This is a genomic window from Streptomyces sp. NPDC091416, assembly GCF_044756845.1.
GTDB lineage: Bacteria > Actinomycetota > Actinomycetes > Streptomycetales > Streptomycetaceae > Streptomyces.
The window spans coordinates 255,337-271,726 of record NZ_JBIVTU010000002.1; the positions used below are offsets into that span (position 1 = coordinate 255,337).

At 73.1% G+C, this 16,390-nt stretch carries 15 protein-coding genes; 6 read left to right on the plus strand and 9 right to left on the minus strand.

What is annotated here, in order from left to right; all coding sequences use genetic code 11:
• Position 1 precedes the first annotated feature (1 nt).
• From ACIQMX_RS08100 to ACIQMX_RS08125, 6 genes are all read right to left on the minus strand, one after another.
• Positions 2 to 1,135: an RNA polymerase sigma factor gene (locus ACIQMX_RS08100; RefSeq protein ID WP_402475838.1), complete on the minus strand. Its 1,134-nt coding sequence runs from the start codon at positions 1,133 to 1,135 to the stop codon at positions 2 to 4.
• A 196-nt stretch (positions 1,136 to 1,331) separates the two neighbouring features.
• Entirely contained in the window at positions 1,332 to 3,233 is a 1,902-nt protein-coding gene (dnaG, locus tag ACIQMX_RS08105) for a DNA primase (RefSeq protein ID WP_402475839.1), read from the minus strand.
• Positions 3,234 to 3,359: 126 nt separating this feature from the next.
• On the minus strand, positions 3,360 to 4,619 hold the full coding sequence (locus ACIQMX_RS08110) for an FAD-dependent oxidoreductase (protein WP_363069658.1): 1,260 nt from the start codon (positions 4,617 to 4,619) through the stop codon (positions 3,360 to 3,362).
• A 120-nt stretch (positions 4,620 to 4,739) separates the two neighbouring features.
• A complete protein-coding gene (locus tag ACIQMX_RS08115; protein ID WP_363069656.1) occupies positions 4,740 to 6,116 on the minus strand; it encodes a deoxyguanosinetriphosphate triphosphohydrolase in 1,377 nt (458 codons plus the stop codon).
• 36 nt (positions 6,117 to 6,152) lie between these two features.
• On the minus strand, positions 6,153 to 7,130 hold the full coding sequence (locus ACIQMX_RS08120; protein WP_402475841.1) for a sirohydrochlorin chelatase: 978 nt from the start codon (positions 7,128 to 7,130) through the stop codon (positions 6,153 to 6,155).
• 89 nt (positions 7,131 to 7,219) lie between these two features.
• Positions 7,220 to 8,035: a Cof-type HAD-IIB family hydrolase gene (locus ACIQMX_RS08125; protein WP_363069926.1), complete on the minus strand. Its 816-nt coding sequence runs from the start codon at positions 8,033 to 8,035 to the stop codon at positions 7,220 to 7,222.
• Positions 8,036 to 8,156: 121 nt separating this feature from the next.
• Between ACIQMX_RS08125 and ACIQMX_RS08130 the strand changes: the two genes are divergently transcribed.
• Positions 8,157 to 8,873, plus strand: a complete 717-nt coding sequence (locus ACIQMX_RS08130) for an ElyC/SanA/YdcF family protein (protein ID WP_363069652.1) — start codon at positions 8,157 to 8,159, stop codon at positions 8,871 to 8,873.
• A gap of 107 nt (positions 8,874 to 8,980) precedes the next feature.
• Positions 8,981 to 11,125: a molybdopterin oxidoreductase family protein gene (locus tag ACIQMX_RS08135; protein ID WP_402475843.1), complete on the plus strand. Its 2,145-nt coding sequence runs from the start codon at positions 8,981 to 8,983 to the stop codon at positions 11,123 to 11,125.
• Here ACIQMX_RS08135 and cutA read toward each other — a convergent pair.
• Both cutA and ACIQMX_RS08145 read right to left on the minus strand, forming a co-directional pair.
• Positions 11,077 to 11,415, minus strand: coding sequence for a divalent-cation tolerance protein CutA (gene cutA, locus ACIQMX_RS08140; protein WP_363069648.1), 339 nt, complete (start codon positions 11,413 to 11,415; stop codon positions 11,077 to 11,079). The genes ACIQMX_RS08135 and cutA overlap by 49 nt on opposite strands.
• A gap of 68 nt (positions 11,416 to 11,483) precedes the next feature.
• The gene (locus ACIQMX_RS08145) at positions 11,484 to 12,143 is read right to left on the minus strand and encodes an NAD(P)H-dependent oxidoreductase (RefSeq protein ID WP_363069646.1); all 660 of its coding nucleotides are present in this window, start codon (positions 12,141 to 12,143) and stop codon (positions 11,484 to 11,486) included.
• 87 nt (positions 12,144 to 12,230) lie between these two features.
• On the opposite strand from ACIQMX_RS08145, the gene ACIQMX_RS08150 reads away from it, so the two are divergent.
• From ACIQMX_RS08150 to ACIQMX_RS08165, 4 genes are all read left to right on the plus strand, one after another.
• Complete coding sequence (locus ACIQMX_RS08150) at positions 12,231 to 13,031, plus strand: aminotransferase class IV family protein (protein WP_363069644.1); 801 nt, start codon at positions 12,231 to 12,233, stop codon at positions 13,029 to 13,031.
• Between the two features lie 74 nt (positions 13,032 to 13,105).
• Entirely contained in the window at positions 13,106 to 13,567 is a 462-nt protein-coding gene (locus ACIQMX_RS08155; protein WP_363069642.1) for a DUF5990 family protein, read from the plus strand.
• 380 nt (positions 13,568 to 13,947) lie between these two features.
• On the plus strand, positions 13,948 to 14,784 hold the full coding sequence (locus ACIQMX_RS08160) for a hypothetical protein (RefSeq protein WP_402476536.1): 837 nt from the start codon (positions 13,948 to 13,950) through the stop codon (positions 14,782 to 14,784).
• A gap of 93 nt (positions 14,785 to 14,877) precedes the next feature.
• On the plus strand, positions 14,878 to 15,501 hold the full coding sequence (locus ACIQMX_RS08165; protein ID WP_363069640.1) for a class F sortase: 624 nt from the start codon (positions 14,878 to 14,880) through the stop codon (positions 15,499 to 15,501).
• Positions 15,502 to 15,546: 45 nt separating this feature from the next.
• Here ACIQMX_RS08165 and ACIQMX_RS08170 read toward each other — a convergent pair whose 3' ends face one another.
• Positions 15,547 to 16,335 carry a TSUP family transporter gene (locus ACIQMX_RS08170; RefSeq protein WP_363069638.1) on the minus strand — a complete coding sequence of 263 codons (789 nt, stop codon included), beginning with the start codon at positions 16,333 to 16,335 and terminating at the stop codon, positions 15,547 to 15,549.
• Between the last annotated feature and the right edge of the window lie 55 nt (positions 16,336 to 16,390).

Genomic DNA, 16,390 nt, shown 5'->3' on the forward strand with positions numbered 1-16,390 from the left:
GTCAGTCCAGGTAGCCGCGGAGCTGGTCGGCGAAGGCGTGGTCCCGCAGTTTGCTGAGGGTCTTGGACTCGATCTGCCGGATGCGTTCACGGGTCACGCCGAAGATCCGCCCGATCTCCTCCAGCGTGCGCGGGCGCCCGTCGGCCAGCCCGTAGCGCAGCTGGACCACCTTGCGCTCGCGTTCGTTGAGGGTGGAGAGCACCGCCTCCAGGTGTTCGCGCAGCAGCAGGAAGGAAGCGGACTCCACCGGGGACGCGGCGTCCCCGTCCTCGATGAGGTCGCCGAGCGAGACGTCGTCCTCCTCGCCCACGGGGGCGTGCAGGGACACGGGCTCCTGGGCGAGCCGCAGGACCTCGCCGACCCTCTCCGGTGTCAGGTCGAGCTGGGCGGCGACCTCCTCGGGCGTCGGCTCGTAGCCGCGCTCCTGGAGCATCCGGCGCTGGACCCGGACGACGCGGTTGATGAGTTCGACGACGTGGACCGGGACCCTTATGGTCCGCGCCTGGTCGGCGAGGGCGCGGGACATGGCCTGGCGGATCCACCAGGTCGCGTACGTCGAGAACTTGTAGCCCCGGGCGTAGTCGAACTTCTCGACCGCCCGGATCAGTCCGAGGTTCCCCTCCTGGACCAGGTCCAGCATCGTCAGCCCGCGGCCGATGTAGCGCTTGGCCACGGAGACGACGAGGCGGAGGTTGGCCTCGATGAGGCGGCGTTTGGCCATCCGCCCCATGACGACCAGCCGGTCCAGGTCGACGGCGAGGCGGGTGTCGGGGTCCGGGGTGCGGGCCAGGCGTTCCTCGGCGAACAGGCCGGCTTCGACGCTGCGGGCGAGCTCCACCTCGTCGGCGGCGGTGAGGAGCGGGATGCGGCCGATCTCGCGCAGATACTGGCGGAAGAGGTCGGACGACGGCCCGCCGGTGTCCGGACGGCTGCGCGGCTCGGGTGGTTCGGGGAGCTCCGGCTCCTCCATGACGGCCTCGGGCGGTTCGGGCGGGTCCGGCGGCGCTTCGGGCGGGTACTGCGGAGCGGGCGGGGGTGTCGGCGGGTCCGTCGCGGCCTCGGGGTGATGCACGGCCCGGGTTTGCGCGGGGACGGCCGGGACACGCTCGGTTTCGGTCACGGTCCGGGTCTGCACGGGGGCGACCTCCAGGTGATCGCTGCCGGATCGCGGGGATGGGGGACCACCGTTCGGTGGGGACCGCGCTCCGATGACTCAGGCACCGCCACCCAGTGTGGGGTACGACACACAGCCGCCACGAGGGGCGTGCGGGGACTTTCTGAGTTCGGTTCGTGACCGGCGGTTACCGGTCCCCAGAGGCGGTGCGGCGCCGTCAGAGCGCGTCGGCGCCGTTGTTGCGCAGGGACTGCGCGTACTGCTGGAGGACCCAGACCTCGTTCTGCGCGGCGGCCAGGTGGTCCGGGGCCACGTTGCTGCCGAGGCGGGTGAGGCTGCCCTGGACGTCGTTGATCCGGCGGTCGACGGCGCGCAGGCGGACCTTGACCAGGTGCTCGCCCGCGTAGGCCTCGTCGATGGACTTGCCGTGGAAGACCTCGACCGCGAGCTCCGTGACGAGCTTGCGCACCGTTTCGTTGGGCGTCGCGTCGAGCACCTGGACGAGGTACTCGCGGGTCTCCGGCACCCCGAGCTCGGCGCCGCCCGCCTCCGCGATGCACTGGCGGACCGCGGCGTACGGCGGGGCGGTGAACTCGTCGATCCCGTAGGCGTCGAAGGCCGGGGAGACCAGGGCGGGCTTCTGGAGGGCGAGCTTGAGCAGCTCGCGCTCGGTGCGGTGGGCCGGGCTGCGGAGGTTGAGCGCGGGGCCGGAGGGGGCGGCGGGCGCCTGGATGTCCTGGTGCCGCGAGCCGCCGCGCGCGCCGGGCGCGGGTCCCCGCTCGCCGCGGCCCCTGGCCCACTGGGCGAGCTGGTTGACCCGGTGGACGACGTACTCCTGGTCCAGGATGCCCACGAAACCGGCGAGCTGGACGGCGACCTCGCGCTGCACGCTGCCCGTCTTGATCTTGGCGACGACCTGGGCGGCCTCGTCGAGCGCGGCGGCGCGGCCCGCCGGGGTCTCCAGGTCGTAGCGGGCGACGATCTGGCGGAGCGCGAACTCGAAGAGCGGGGTGCGGGGTTCGACCAGGTCGCGAACGGCCTCGTCACCCTTGGCGAGGCGCAGATCGCACGGGTCCATGTTGTCCGGGGCGATCGCGATGTAGGTCTCGGCGGCGAACTTCTGGTCGTCCTCGAAGGCGCGCAGGGCGGCCTTCTGGCCGGCCGCGTCCCCGTCGAAGGTGAAGATCACCCGGGCGCTGCCGTTGTCCATCAGGAGGCGGCGGAGGATCTTGATGTGGTCGCCGCCGAACGCGGTGCCACAGGTCGCGATGGCGGTGGTGACCCCGGCGAGATGGCAGGCCATCACGTCCGTGTAGCCCTCGACGACGACGGCCCGGCTGGACTTCGCGATGTCCTTCTTGGCCAGGTCGATGCCGTACAGCACCTGGGACTTCTTGTAGATCGGCGTCTCGGGGGTGTTGAGGTACTTCGGTCCGTTGTCGTCGTCGCGCAGCTTGCGGGCGCCGAAGCCGACGATGTCGCCCGCGGTGTCGCTGATCGGCCACATCAGCCGGCCGCGGAAGCGGTCGATGGGGCCGCGCCGGCCGTCCTGGGAGAGGCCGGAGGTGATCAGTTCCTTGTCGCTGAAGCCCTTGCCGCGCAGATAGCGGGTGAGGTGGTCCCAGCCCGCGGGGCTGTATCCGACGCCGAAGTGCTCGGCCGCCGCCTGGTCGAAGCCGCGCTCGGCGAGGAACTTGCGGCCGATCTCGGCCTCGGGCCCGTCCAGCTGTTCGACGTAGAACCGGGCGGCCGCCTTGTGGGCCTCGACCAGCCTGATCCGCTCGCCGCGCTGGTGGGAGGGGTTGTACCCGCCCTCCTCGTACCGCAGGGTGATGCCGGCCTTGGCGGCGAGCCGCTCGACGACCTCCGCGAACGTCAGATGGTCGATCTTCTGGACGAAGGCGATCGTGTCGCCGCCCTCCTGGCATCCGAAGCAGTGGAAGAGACCCTTGCTCGGACTGACCTGGAAGGAGGGCGACTTCTCGTCGTGGAAGGGACACAGGCCCTTGAGGTTTCCACCGCCCGCGTTGCGCAGCTGGAGGTACTCGGAAACGACGGCGTCGATCGGGACCGCGTCCCGGACCGCCTTCACGTCGTCGTCATTGATCCTGCCTGCCACGAGTGAAGTCTACGGGTGGGGTGGGACAGTCAGGGTGCCCGCGGGTGTGATCCGGTCCGCCGGCCGCCCGTGCCACCGCCCCCGGGCCGTGGCCCGGGGGCGGCGCGGTCACCGGGCCGGGGCGGCTCAGATAAGGGACTCCAGGGGCACGGACGGGTCGGCCAGGGCGTCCGGGTCGACCGGCTGTCCTGCCCTGATCAGCTCCTGAACGGTCTCCGTGACGTCCCACACGTTCACGTTCATCCCGGCGAGGACCTTGTGGTCCTTCAGCCAGAACGCGATGAACTCGCGCTTGCCCGCGTCGCCCCGGATCACGACCTGGTCGTAGCTGCCGGGCGGCGCCCAGCCCGAGTACTCGAGGCCGAGGTCGTACTGGTCGGAGAAGAAGTACGGCACCCGGTCGTAGGCGACGTCCTGGCCGAGCATGGCGCGGGCGGCGGCCGGCCCGCTGTTCAGCGCGTTGGCCCAGTGCTCCACCCGCAGCCGCGTGCCGAGCAGCGGATGGGCCACGTTGGCCACGTCCCCGGCGGCGTAGATGTGCGGGTCGCTGGTGCGCAGCGAGGCGTCCACGGCGATGCCGCCGCCCTGCTCGCGCGGGGCGGTCTCCAGCCCGGCGGCCTCGGCGAGGGCGGCGCGCGGGGCGGCCCCGATCGCGGCGAGGACGTCGTGGGCGGGATGCTCCTCGCCGTCGTCGGTGCGGACGGCGAGGACCATGCCGTCCTGGCCGACGATCTCGGTGAGGCGGCCGCCGAAGTGGAAGCGGACGCCGTGGTCGCTGTGGAGGTCGGTGAAGATCTGGCCGAGCTCGGGGCCGATGACCTTGAGCAGCGGGGTCGCCTCCGGTTCGACGACGGTGACCTCGGCGCCGTATCCGCGGGCCGCCGCGGCGACCTCCAGGCCGATCCAGCCGGCTCCGGCGATCACCAGATGGCCGTTGTCGCGGCCGAGTGCGGCCAGCACGTTGCGCAGCCGGTCGGCATGGGCGAGGCGGCGCAGATGGTGGACGCCCGCCAGGTCGGTGCCCGGGATGTCGAGGCGGCGCGGTTCGGCGCCGGTGGCCAGGAGGAGCTTGTCGTAGTGGATGACGGTGCCGTCGCCGAGCTCCACGGAGCGGGCCTCGCGGTTCAGCGCGGTGACGGGCTGGCCGAGGTGGAGTTCGATGTCGGCCCCCGCGTACCAGGCCGTCTCGTGGACGAAGACGCTGTCGCGGTCCTCCTTCCCGCCGAGGTAGCCCTTGGAGAGCGGCGGGCGTTCGTACGGATGGTCGCGCTCATCGCCGATCAGGATGACCCGGCCGCTGAACCCCTCCGCCCGGAGCGTCTCCGCTGCCTTCGCTCCGGCCAGTCCTCCGCCGACAATGACGAACGTCCGATGTGCGTCGACCACTTGATGCCTCCTCGGTGCTTGCTGCGCGGCGCCAACTGCGAGCGTCCCGCACGCAGCGTGATGGCGAAAGAGGGTGTGACCCGATCAGGTCACGCCCAGTGGTCATGGGACCGGGCCCGTTCAGGCACGGCGGGCGGTGAGCGAGTGGTGCAGGGAACGGGCCGAGGCGTCGGTCAGGGCGGCGATCTGGTCGACCAGGACCCGCTTGCGGGCGCGGTCGTCGGGGGCCGCCTCGTACAGCGCCCGCAGCTGCGGCTCCAGCCCTTCCGGGGCGCGGGCGGTCAGGGCGGCGGCCAGTTCCGCGATGACGATGCGCTGGTCCGCGCGGATCGCCTCCTGTTCGGCGCGCTGCATGACGTAACGGTCCGCGACGGCCTTGAGGACCGCGCACTCGTTGCGCGCCTCACGCGGGACGACGAGTTCGGCGCCGTATCTGCCGAGGCGTCCGGTGCCGTACGCGTGCCGGGTGCCGCTCTCGGCTGCGAGGCAGAACCGGCCGATCAGCTGGCTCGTGGCGTCCTTGAGCCGGGCCTGGGCGACGGCCGATCCGTCGTAGCCGTGCGGCCACCAGTCCTGGTCCATGAGCCGGTCGAGTGCGTCGGACAGCTCCTGGGGGTCGGTGTCCGCGGGGACGTAGCGCCCGATGGCGACGGCCCAGATGCCCTCGCGCTCCGGCTCGGCGTCGAGGCAGTTGGGGTCGATGTGCCCGGCGTGCAGCCCGTCCTCGAAGTCGTGGACCGAGTACGCCACGTCGTCGGACCAGTCCATCACCTGGGCCTCGAAGCACTTGCGGCCCTGCGGGGCGCCCTCGCGGAACCAGTGGAAGACCGGCAGGTCGTCCTCGTACACCCCGAATTTCGGGGAGCCGGGGTCGGTGGGATGGGCGCCCCGGGGCCAGGGGTACTTGGTGGCGGCGTCGAGCGCGGCACGGGTGAGATTGAGGCCCACGCTGACGAGTTCACCGGTGCGGGTGTCGGGCACGAAGCGTTTGGGTTCGAGGCGGGTCAGCAGCCTCAGCGACTGGGCGTTGCCCTCGAAGCCGCCGCAGTCGGAGGCGAAGTCGTTGAGCGCCTGTTCGCCGTTGTGGCCGAAGGGCGGGTGGCCCATGTCGTGGGAGAGGCAGGCCGTCTCGACCAGGTCGGGGTCGCAGCCGAGCGCGGCGCCGAGTTCGCGGCCGACCTGCGCGCACTCCAGCGAGTGCGTGAGCCGGGTCCGCGGGCTGGCGTCCCAGACGTGGCTGCGGGTGCCCGGGGTGACGACCTGGGTCTTCCCGGCGAGCCGGCGCAGGGCCGCGGAGTGCAGTACCCGGGCGCGGTCGCGCTGGAAGGCGGTGCGGCCGGGCCGCTTGTCCGGCTCGGTGTCCCAGCGCTCGGCGTCGGCGGCGCCGTACGGGGCCGTGCCGGGGCCCTGGGTGCCGTGCGCGTCGTCCGTGGCGTGCGTGTGGTCCGTGCTGTGCGCGTCGTCCGTGTGGTCCGTGCCGTCCGTTGTGCCTTCCATAGGGCCGACACTAATCCGCCGGGCTGACAGGACGGCTCAGGCGGAGGCCAGGAAACGTGTGTTCATCAGGGTTTCGCGCACCGGTGTGCCGACGGCCCGCGCCTCGTCGTAGCGGTGGAGCAGCAGGCGTGCCATGGCCGGGTGGGCGCCGAGCGGAGCGGCCGCGATCCAGGTGGCCTCCTCGGCCGCGGCCGAGGCGAAGCGTCCGGGGGCGGTGAAGTACGAGGCGACGGCGACCCTCCGGCGGCCGCGGGCGGCCAGCGCGCGCAGGGCCGCCCGGACGGTGGGCGTCGCCGCGGAGGCGTACGCGGGTACGACGGGAACCCCGCCGAGCCGTTCGCTGAGCAGCTGCGCGGTGCGGCGGGTACCGGCGGCCGACTCGGGATCGCGCGAACCGGCTGCGGCCAGCACCACGGCGCTGTTGCGGTTCCCGTCGTCCGAGGGGCGCCAGCCCGCCTCGGTGAGCCGGCCGTGGAGCGCCTCGACCAGCAGCGGGTGCGGGCCGAGCGGGCGGGCGGTCCGGGTGCGCAGGGCGGCGGCGCCCGCGACGGCCTCCGGGATGTCCTGCTTCACGTGGTAGCCGCGGCCCAGCAGCAGCGGTACGAGGACCGCCTCACCGCTGCCGAGCTCGTCCAGGGTCCGCGGGAGGAGGGGTTCGTTGAGCTCGATGTGGCCGAGCCGCACGTCGAGCCCCGGCCGCAGCTCCCGCACCCGGTCCAGGAGTTCCGTCACCGTGTGCAGCGCCCGCGGGTCGCGGCTGCCGTGCGCGACGGCGACGAGGGCGGGGGGTACCAGCGGGCTCACGTTGCTGTGCGGGGGCTGCTGCGGGGTGCGGTGCATGGGCCGTCGGGTTCCGTTCAGGGAGACGAGGCTGAGCTGGGTTCCGAGCTGTGCGGTGATACGGGTCAGCAGTTGCGCCGTGCTGTCGAGGGGCGGGGACTCCTGGGGACGTTCGCGCGCCGTGCTGTGCGGGGGCAGGGACTCCTGGGGACGTTCCGGGGCCGGCTCCGTCATGGACCGATGGTGCCGGGCGCAGGTTGCCGCCTCGTTGCGCGCCGGTCACAGCCGTTTTCCGCTACCTCACCGAAAGCCCCTGCCCGTTGTCAGACGGCCGCCGCGGGCCGGACCTGCCCGGCGAACAGCCGCTCGATGACGTCGGCGACCCCGTCGTCCTCGTTGGTGGCGGTGTGCGTCGCCACGGCGGCCAGTACGGCCGGGTGGGCGTTGGCCATGGCGTAGCCGGTGCCCGCCCAGGTCAGGACGGTGAGGTCGTTGGGCATGTCGCCGAAGGCGATGACCTCGGCGGCGTCGATGCCCCGTGCGGTGCAGAGCACCTCCAGGGTGCCGGCCTTCGTGACGCCGGGCGCGCTGATCTCCAGCAGTCCGCGCCCGCCCGAGTGGGTGAGCTGCACCTCGTCGCCCGCGCCCGGGCGGGCGGCGGCCATCAGGGTGTCGGCGTCGAGCCGGTCCGACCAGACGAGCAGTTTGGTGACGGGGGCCTCGGTCAGCCAGAGGTCGGCGAGGGTGGGTACGGGGAGTTCGGCGCCGGCGTCCTCGGACATGCGCAGCCGGTAGGCCGGCTCGTACAGCACCTGGTTGCCGGTCTCCAGGGCGAAGCCCACTTCGGGCACCGCGGCGGCGAGTGCGGTGGCGACCCGCTGGGCGGTGGTCAGGGGCAGGACGCGGGAGGAGACGACGGTGCGGGTCCCGATGTCGTACACGAGCGCCCCGTTGCTGCAGACCGCCGTGCCGACGAGGCCGGTGGCCTCGGCGAGGCGGTCGACGAACCTGGGCGGTCTGGCGGTGACGATGACGATCTCCGCGCCGGCGTCCTCGGCCGTGCGCAGGGCGCGCAGGGTGCGGGGCGACAGGGTGCCGTCGTTACGGAGCAGGGTGCCGTCGAGATCTGAGGCGATCAGCCGTGGGAGCAACATCGGCCGATGCTACCGACGGCCGTGGCGGAGAACCGTTTCGGCCGTCTGCTCGTCAAGCGGGAGAGGGACGGCGTGGGACGACGGCACGAGACAGGTGGGGGTCACGATGCGGAGGAAGCCGTGGGGAGCGCTGCGGCGGGCCGCCGCCCGGTTGCGGCCCGGGCTGCCGCGGACCCGGCGGGGGCGGCGTCTGGCGGTGCAGGGGGTGATGGTGGCGTGTGTGCTGGCACTGGCCCCGGCCACCTGGATGCACACGGTCGCCGATGCCCGGGTCGCAACGGTGGCGGACGTGCCCGCGCAGCAGGTCGCGGTGGTGTTCGGCGCGGGGCTGTGGGACGGCAGGCCGTCCCCGTATCTCGCGAACCGGCTGCGGACCGCGGCCGAGCTGTACCGGGACGGGAAGGTGAAGGTCGTGCTGGTGACCGGTGACAACAGCCGGGTGGACTACGACGAGCCGGACGCGATGCGCACGTTCCTCGTCGCGCACGGGGTGCCGGACAGCAGGATCGTGAGCGACTTCGCCGGCTTCGACACCTGGGACTCGTGCGTGCGGGCCAGAAAGATCTTCGGGGTCGAGCGGGCCGTGCTGGTGAGCCAGGGGTTCCACATCCGGCGGGCGATCGCGCTGTGCCGGGCGGCGGGGATCGACGCGTACGGGGTCGGGGTCGAGGCCGTACACGATGTGACCTGGTACTACGGCGGCGCGCGGGAGGTGTTCGCGGCGGGGAAGGCGGCCCTGGACGCCCTGTTCGAGCCGGATCCGCACTTCCTGGGGCCCCAAGAACCGGGGGTGGCCGAGGCCCTCGCGGCGGACGAGCGGTGAGGGCGGCGCGCACCTCACCGCCGGATGCCGGGCACGCTGAGGTGGGCGTACCGGCGGTGTAACCGGGAGCGGGCGCCCGTGTAACACCCGGCTCCCAGGCTGGGGGCATGACCAGCACCGCGACTGCCGCCACCGCGACCCACTGCCCGTACTGCGCACTGCAGTGCGGCATGAATCTGCGCCCGGTCGCCGGTGACGCGGTCGTCGAGGTCGAGGAGCGCACCTCCTTCCCCGTGAACCGCGGCGCGCTGTGCGGCAAGGGCCGTTCGGCGCCCGCCGTGCTCTCCTCCGCGGTCCGGCTGACCGGGCCGCTCGTACGCGATCCGGCGACCGGGCGGCTGGAGCCGGCCGGCTGGGACGAGGCGCTGGCCCGTATCGCCGAGGGGCTGCGGGGCACGCGCGCGGAGCACGGGGCCGACGCGGTGGGGGTGTTCGGCGGCGGCGGGCTGACCAACGAGAAGGCGTACGCGCTCGGGAAGTTCGCCCGGGTGGTGCTCGGGACCTCGCAGATCGACTACAACGGACGGTTCTGCATGTCGTCGGCCGCCGCCGCGCACCAGCGGGCCTTCGGACTCGACCGCGGGCTGCCGTTCCCGCTGGAGGACATCCCGCGCACCGGGTGCGTGATCCTCGTGGGGTCGAACCTCGCGGAGACGATGCCGCCCGCGCTGCGCTATCTGACCGAACTGCGGGAGAACGGTGGCCGGCTGATCGTCATCGATCCGCGCCGCACCAGGACCGCCGAGCAGGCGGACCTCCATCTGGCCCCGCGTCCCGGCACCGATCTGGCGCTCGCGCTCGGCATGCTGCACCTGGTGGTGTCGCAGGGGCGGGTGGACGAGGAGTTCGTACGGGAGCGCACGAGCGGCTGGGACGCGGCGCGGGCCGGGGTGATGGCGCACTGGCCCGAGCTGGTGGAGCGGCTGACCGGGGTCCCGGTGCCGCAACTGCGCGCGGCCGTCGAGATGTTCTGCGACGCTCGGAGCGGCATGGTGCTGACCGCGCGCGGCCCGGAGCAGCAGGCGAAGGGCACGGACACGGTCGGCGCCTGGATCAACCTCGCGCTGGCCACCGGCCGGGCCGGCCGACCGTTGTCCGGCTACGGCTGTCTGACCGGGCAGGGCAACGGCCAGGGCGGCCGTGAACACGGCCAGAAGGCGGACCAGTTGCCCGGCTACCGCAAGCTCACCGACCCGGCGGCGCGCCGCCATGTCGCGGGGGTGTGGGGCGTCGATCCGGACTCGCTGCCGGGGCCGGGCCGCAGCGCCTACGAACTGCTGGACGCGCTGGGCACCGAGGTGCGGTCGCTGCTGGTGATGGGGTCGAACCCGGTGGTGTCGGCGCCGCACGCGGGGCACGTGGAGGAGCGGCTGCGCTCGCTGGACTTCCTCGCGGTCGCCGATGTGGTGCTGTCGGAGACGGCCGCGCTGGCCGATGTGGTGCTGCCGGTGACGCAGTGGGCCGAGGAGACGGGGACCACCACGAACCTGGAGGGCAGGGTGCTGCTGCGCCGGCGTGCGGTCTCCGCGCCCGCGGGCGTCCGCAGCGATCTGGACGTGCTGCACGGCCTGGCCGGCCTCCTCGGGCACGGGAAGGGGTTCCCGGCCGACCCGGAGGAGGTGTTCGACGAGCTGCGCCGGGCTTCGGCGGGCGGCACGGCGGACTACGCGGGCATCACGTACGAACGGATCGCGGCCGAGGACGGGGTCTTCTGGCCGTGCCCGGACACGGAGCACGCCGGTACGCCCCGGCTGTTCCTGGACCGGTTCGCGACGGACGACGGGCGGGCCCGGTTCGTGCCGGTCACGCACCGGCCGTCCGCCGAGGAGACGGACGCGGAGTACCCGGTGGTGCTGACCACGGGCCGGGTCGTCGCCCAGTACCAGTCGGGGGCGCAGACCCGCCGGGTGGCGGAGCTGAACGCCGCGGCCCCGGGCCCCTTCGTGGAGCTGCACCCGCGGCTCGCCGAGCGGATCGGGGTGGCCGAGGGCGAGCCGGTCGCGGTCACCTCACGGCGCGGGCGGGCGGTGGCACCCGCCCGGATCACCGTGGCGATCCGGGCGGACACCGTGTTCATGCCGTTCCACTGGGCCGGTGAGGGCCGGGCCAACACGCTGACCAATCCGGCCCTGGACCCGGTGTCGAGGATGCCGGAGTTCAAGGTGTGCGCGGTGCGGGTGGAGGCGGTCGCCCCGGACGCCGCTCAGAGCGAGGTGACCGGGGCCGTCTCCGCGGAGACCCAGCCGAGGTAGCGGGCGCTGCCCCGGAGTACCGGCAGGGCGATGATCTCCGGGGTGTCGTAGTCGTGCGCCTCCTGGAGGTACGCCTCCAGCTCCTCGTACCGTTCGGCCGTCGTCTTGAGGAAGAGCTGCCACTCCTCGGTCGACTCGATGGCGTTCTGCCACCGGTAGACCGAGGTGACGGGCGCGGAGATCTGGACGCAGGCGGCGAGCCTGGCCTCCACCGCGCCCTGCGCCAGGATCCGGGCCTTCTCCTCGCTGTCCGTCGTGGTCAGCACGGTCAGCCATGCGGGCGGTGTCACCTTCGGTCTCCTCGGATCGGCAGCGGGGTCGTGCTCCCGATTGTCGGCCAGGTGAAGGCTCCGCGCAGTCAGCCGCCGTACGGATGGGCGGCTCTGGCAGCCTTCAGCGCCCGCCCCCACCAGACCAGTTGGTCCAGGAGCGACTTCGCCGCCGCGTCGGGGCCGACCGGGTCGCGGTGCCTGCCCTCGTCGTCGAAGAGTGCGCCGGCGTTGTGGAAGGAGACGGTGTCGCGGATGGAGACGGCGTGCAGCTCGGCGAAGACCTGCCGCAGGTGCTCGACCGCGCGCAGACCGCCGGAGACCCCGCCGTAGGAGACGAAGGCGACCGGTTTGGCCTGCCATTCGGTGAAGTGCCAGTCGATGAGGTTCTTGAGCGGGGCCGGGTAGGAGTGGTTGTACTCCGGGGTGATGACGACGAACGCGTCGGCGGCGGCCAGCCGGCCGGAGACCTCGGCCAGCACGGCCCGGTCCTCGGGGCCGGGACGGCGGGAGAGGGCGGTCGGCAGGTCGAGCTCGGCGACGTCGATCAGGTCGGTCCCGATGTGGGGGTGGCCGTCCGCGCGGGCGCGGAACCAGTCGGCGACGACGGGCGCGAACCGGCCCTCCCGGTTGCTGGCGAGGATGACCGCGACGTTCAGGGGTGCGGTCCCGGCCGGGGAATCGTTCTCGGTCGAAGGGTCGGTCCCGGTCGGAGCGGTGGCCGTGGTTCGGGCTGTGGTGAGGTCCATGCGAAGAGGTTCGTACGTCAACCATGGTTGAGGTCAAGCGGCCGCCGCCGGTCCGTCCGCCGCGCGTGGCGGCATACGGTGGACGGCATGACGACTCCAGGAGCCGCACCCTTCCCCTACGCCGAGTTCGACGGGCATCCGGCCACCGAGGACGACCTGCGCACGGCCGCCTTCTCCGGCTACGGCCATTTCACGGCCATGCAGGTCAGGGACGGCCGGGTGCGGGGCCTGGGGCTGCATCTGGAGCGGCTGGACTCCGCCAACCGCGAGCTGTTCGAACTCCCTCTGGACGGCGGCCCGGTACGGGAACTGATCCGGCACGCCCTGCGGAGTGCGGGGGCGACGGACGCCTCGGTGCGGGTGCAGGGCATGCGGCCGCCGGGCGCCGCCTCGACGACCGTCATGGTCACGGTGCGCGGGCCGGCCCGGATGGACCCGCGGCCGGTCGGGCTGAAGTCCGTTCCGTACGCGCGCACCGCGCCGCACCTCAAGCGTCCCGGCGAGTTCGGCCAGACGTACTACGGGGAGCTCGCCCGAAGGAGCGGCTTCGACGATGCGCTGCTGACCCTGCCGGACGGCGCCGTGACCGAGGGCGCGATCACCAACATCGGTTTCTGGGACGGCACTTCGGTCATCTGGCCGCAGGCCCCCGCCCTGCTGGGCATCACCATGGCCCTGCTGGAACAGGAGTTGCCCGGCACCGGGGTCCCGTCGCTGCGCCGGCCGGTCGGCCTGGACGGCCTGGGGGCCTACCGGTCGGCGTTCGTCACGAACTCGCAGGGCATGGCACCGGTCGCCCGGATCGACGGCACGGAGTTCACGGTCGACGAGGAGCTGATGAAGCGGCTGGCTGCGGCGTACGGGGCCGCCCCCCGGGACATCCTCTGACGCCGTACGGTCCCGGCGGCGAGGATGGACGACGGAAACCCGCTCAGCACCCGACCGAAGGACCGCTTTCGCGCATGCAGATCCACATCGAGGGCTCCCGCCTGCCCGGCCGCGACTGCGCGCCCGGTGGCGACTTCGCCGGCCGCGAGAACATCCACGTGGGCGTCCAGCGCAAGGACCGGCCCGATGAACTCCTCGGGCTGCACCCCGGCGACGCCCCCGCCGCCCACTGGACCCTGGACTGCACCGCCGCCGCCGGCCCGGACGGTGTCGAGGTGAGCGGGCCGTATGTACAGAACCGGCTCGGCGGGCGGTTCGTCTACCTGTCGTGGGGCACGGTCGACGGGGACGGGCTGTTCTCCATGTTCCGGCGGGCCAAGCTGATGTTCGCCGACATCGATGCGGACACCCTCGAAGCGGCCGTGCGCTCCGGGCATCTCACCGCCCGGCTGCCGCTCTCCGACGCCCGGGGGCAGCCGCTCTGCGCGAGGGTCCGGCCGCCCGTCATCACCTGGTCCGCGACCGCGCCCGGCTGACGGAGGCCCGGGCACACAGGAAACCGCCCCCACCGGGCCCAGGGGGGGTGGGCCCGGTGAGAGCGGTGGCCGGGGCGGTTGCGTTCACCGTCCCGTGGGGGGTGTGCATCATGTGCCCGCGGACGCCCGGGTCATGCATGTGACGTACGCCACTCCTCCTTTCGGCGCGCATCACCCGATCGGCACCGGGCACCGAAGGACGGGGGCCGCACCCCGCCATCACCGCTGTGACCTGCGCGCATGCGGGGTGGCAAGGAGGCGGCGCCGGTCCGAACGGGTGAATGCTGACCCGGCGTCAACAGGCATGGGTGGCGGGACGGCCGTTAGCTCGGAACCAGGACACACCAGCCCGCGCCGTCCCCGCTCCGGAGGAACCCCCCATGCGCAGTCCTGTTCGCCTCGTGACCGGCACCGCCGCCGCGGCCCTCGCCGCTGCCGCGCTCGGCCTCAGCGCCGCCGCCCCGTCCGCGTACGGGGATGAGCTCGGGCCATTGGAGATCAGTCCGGCGAGCGCCGCCCCCGGGTCCACGGTCACCGTGAACACCACCGCCTGCGGCAGCGACACCGGCGCCACCGGTGACGCGAGCGCCCTGGACGCCTCCGAGTTCGCGCTGGCACCGGCCACGCTCGAAGAGGTCCTGGCCGGTTCGTTCCAGGTGCCGGGCACGATCGCGCCGGGACCGTACAGCATCGACGTGGCCTGCGAGAACGGCAAGCGGGCCACCGGGGAGATCGAGGTGAAGGCCGCGGGCACCACGAGCACCACGGGCAAGGACAGCGCCGCGGTGTCCTCCGCCGAGGACTCCCCCGCCGGTGCCGGTCTGCTGTCCGACGAGGACTCGCCCGCCGGTGCCGGTCTGCCCTCGGACCTGTACGACTCCGAGGAGTACGACACCACCGGGCTCGACGAGGCCGAGGCCTCCGGCTCGGCCCTCGTTCCGGACGCCCCCGCGCTCCCCGGACGCGGCACGCCCACCGCGCGCCCCACCGCGCGCCCCACCCCGCGCCCGACCCCCTCGGGACACGAGCACCCCTCGGGCCGCCCCACCTCGGCCGCGCCCACCGCCCCCACGGGGCACGTGAAGACCGGTGTCGGCGGCAGCGTCGGACCGGACACCACCCAGATCGCGGCGGGAGCCGGCGTACTCGCCGCGACCGCCGTAGGCGGAGCCTGGCTCCTGCGTCGCCGGGCGAGCGGCACGCAGGACGGCAGCTGACGGAGACTTCCACCTCTCCGTACCGCCCGGATTCCGTCCCGGTGGCCCCGCGCCACCGGGACGGGACCAAACTCTCTCCCCCGGAGGACGACCGTGTCCCAGAAGGCCAAGGGCTGGCTGCTCGTCGTCGCGGCGCTGGCCGGCCTCTGGCTGATCCGGAACGGCGCCGGCACCCAGCTGACCCCGCCGGCCCCGGCCTCCGCCGACGCCTTCGCCGCCGGCCCCGGACTGCTGCCCGGATCACCGGTCGCCGAGCCGCTGCGGCCCTCCGCGCCCGTCCGCATCACGATCCCGGGCATCCGGGTGGACGCCCCGATGATGCGGCTCGGACTCGGACCGGACGGCAGCCTCGACGTACCGCCGGCCGAGAACACCGACATCGTCGGCTGGTACGAGGACGGCCCGCCGCCCGGCGCCAAGGGCACCGCGATCGTCGCCGGTCACGTCGACAACGCCCAGGGACCGTCCGTCTTCTACGACCTGGGGTCGATGAAGAAGGGCAGCACCGTCGAGGTGCTCCGCCGGGACGGCCGCACCGCCGTCTTCTCGGTCGACGCGATCGAGGTGTACGCCAACGAGGACTTCCCCGACCGGCGGGTGTACGGGGCCTCGGAGCACGCATCGCTGCGCCTGATCACCTGCGGCGGCGGGTTCTCGCCGTCGACCGGCTACGAGGGCAACGTGGTGGCGTACGCCCATCTCACCGGCGTGCGCTGAGGCCGGCCCCGGACAGCGCCCTCAAACCCGCCCCCGGTCGGACCGTCAGGCCTGCCACTGGTCGAAGGCGAGCTTCGCGACCAGCGAGAAGACCACCACCAGCAGCACCCCGCGGACGAACTCACTGCCCTTGCGCAGCGCCATCCGCGCCCCGAACAGGCCGCCCGCCAGGTTGAACACCGCCATCAGCGCGGCCAGCTGCCACATCACGTTGCCCTGGTACGCGAACATCGCCAGAGCCCCGCCGTTGGTGCAGACGTTGACGATCTTCGCGGTGGCGGAGGCCGTCACCAGGTCGAGGTGGAGCACCGCGGTGAGCGCCAGCACGAGGAAGGTGCCGGTGCCCGGCCCGAACAGCCCGTCGTACAGGCCGATGCCGCCGCCCACCAGGACGATCGCGGTGACGGTGCGGGCCCGGGTGACCCGGGGTGCCGTGCCGTCCTCGGCGGACCTGCCGAACTGGGGCCGCAGCATCACGAACGCGGCGACGGCCACCAGCACCACCATGATCACCGGGCGCAGCACGTCGCTGCTGATCCCGGCGGCGAAGAAGGCGCCGGTCATCGATCCGGCGAGCGCCGCCAGACCGATCCGCAGCGCCGTGCCGACCTTCACGGGCGCCTTGCGCGCGTAGGTGACGGCGGCGCCCGAGGTACCGACGATCGCGACGGCCTTGTTCGTGCCGAGGATCTGGGCGGCCGGGACGTGCGGCAGTCCGAGCAGCAGCGCGGGCAGCAGGAGGAGTCCGCCGCCCCCGACCACGGCGTCGATCCAGCCGGCCGCGGCTGCGGCGAGGCAGAGCACGACGAGGGTGGTCAGGGTGATGTCAGGCATGATCGCGACCTTAAGGAAGCGGCACGTGCCACGTCCAACCGCCGCCGGATTCTTG